The organism is Pseudomonas sp. HMSC066A08, from assembly GCF_001813025.1.
In the GTDB taxonomy this organism is placed as follows: Bacteria; Pseudomonadota; Gammaproteobacteria; order Pseudomonadales; family Pseudomonadaceae; genus Pseudomonas; species Pseudomonas aeruginosa.
Window position 1 is genome coordinate 65431 of record NZ_KV811287.1, and the last position, 1962, is coordinate 67392.

General features: G+C 62.1%; 1 protein-coding gene and 1 pseudogene. Both read right to left on the reverse strand.

Features of this window, described 5'->3' with window-relative positions; genetic code table 11:
• Positions 1 to 1270 (reverse strand): BCCT family transporter (locus HMPREF2886_RS09000; RefSeq protein WP_139148399.1); only part of this gene is annotated, 1270 nt, incomplete at its 3' end.
• Positions 1271 to 1667: 397 nt separating this feature from the next.
• A pseudogene (locus HMPREF2886_RS09005) lies at positions 1668 to 1962 on the reverse strand (choline transporter); the annotation flags it as partial.

Here is a 1962-nt window from a genome sequence, read left to right on the forward strand (position 1 = left end):
CGGCCGAGGTGACGAAGAACACCACCACCATCAGTACCGCGAACAGAGAGATCAGGCCGCTCAGGGGAAGCTGGTCGAAGAGGGCGAACAGCGCCAAAGAGCTGTCCTGCCTGACCACCTCGGCCAGGTCGGTGAGGCCCTGGTGCAGGATCATGTGGATCGCGGTGTCGCCGAAAATGGTCATCCACAGCAGGGTGAAGCCGGCCGGGACGAACAGCACGCCGCAGACGAACTCGCGGATGGTGCGGCCGCGCGAGATGCGCGCGATGAACATGCCGACGAAGGGCGACCAGGAAACCCACCAGCCCCAGTACAGCAGGGTCCAGCCGCCGATCCAGTCGGTGGGCTCGTAGGCGTAGAGGTTGAAGGTCTTGTTGACGATGTCCGAGAGGTAGGCGCCGGTGTTCTGCACGTAGGTCTGCAAGAGGAACACGGTCGGGCCGAAAACCAGTACGAACAGCATCAGCAATACCGCCAGGACCAGGTTCAGCTCGGAGAGGATGCGGATGCCGCGGTCCAGGCCGCTGGCCACCGAGAGCGTGGCGAGGCCACAGGAGACGACGATCAGGATGATCTGCACGGTCTGGTTGACCGGCCAGCCGAACAGGTGGTGCAGGCCGCCATTGATTTGCAGCACGCCGTAGCCGAGCGAGGTCGCCACGCCGAACACCGTGCCGATGATCGCGAAGATATCCACCGCGTGGCCGATGGGGCCGTGGATACGCTCGCCGATCAGCGGGTAGAGCGCCGAGCGCAGGGCCAGTGGCAGTCCGTGACGGTAGCTGAAGAAAGCCAGGATCAGCGCGACGATGGCGTAGATCGCCCAGGCATGCAGGCCCCAGTGGAAGAAGGTCAGCTTCATCGCTTCCTTCGCCGCCTGCACGGTATTGGGTTCGCCCACCGGCGGGGCGATGAAGTGCATCACCGGCTCGGCGACACCGAAGAACATCAGGCCGATGCCCATGCCGGTGGAGAACAGCATGGCGAACCAGGTGGTGTTGCGGTAGTCGGGGCGGCTGTGATCGGGGCCGAGTTTGATGTCGCCGTAGCGGCTCACGGCGAGGAACACCACGCTGACCAGGATCAGCGCCACGGCGAGGACATAGAACCAGCTGGCGTTACCGACGATCCATTGCTGGACCTGTTCGAACAGCGATTGCGCCTGTTCCTGGAGCAGGACGGTGAACAGCACCAGGGCCAGGATCAGTAAGGCCGAAGTAAAGAATACCGGCGGGTTCAGGGTGCTGCGCGGTGTGTTGGGCGTCTCCATTGAGCACGCTCTCCTTGCGGTCGAGTTGCCACCAAAAAGGCGGAAGACGGAGCACCCTAGCACAGCCTGATAGGTATTATTTTATCTGGGAAATTTCCTAATAGTTTTTCTGAATCAACCTTGAAGTCATTGGAATTTATCGCACGAATAGTGCGGCCTCTTGAGAAGCGTCGATGAGAAAAGGGCTGACCCTGGACCTGCGGTTGTGAGAGACGAGTGACCGAGAGCGGGCTGTAATGCCTGTAGTGATGGGGCTTCTGGCTCGCTGACGGGCCTATCCTCCAAAGACTTCGTTTGGCAAGGGCCCGCTCACTTCGCTTTCATCGGATGGATCGGTTCAGCGGAAAGCAGAAGGCCGGCAAAAGCCGGCCTTCCATCTTGCCTGTGGTGCCTGCTGTCAGCGCACCACGTGCAGGAAGTGCATGTGCCGCTCGTACTGGTCGAGGATGTCGCCGATCACGCCGTCGCGGCTCCAGCCCATGATGTCGTAGTCCTGGCCGCCTTCCTGGAGATGGACCTCGGCGCGGAAGTACTTGCGCGACTCGCTGCTGTCCTCGGTGTCGCGCATCACGAAGCTCGGCGTGGTGAAGGCGCGCGGACGCACCTCGTAGACGAAATCGACCTCGCCGCCGTGGCTGACTTCAAGCCGAACCCGGCCGTCCTCGCCGTCCTGCACCTGGACCTCGTAGCCC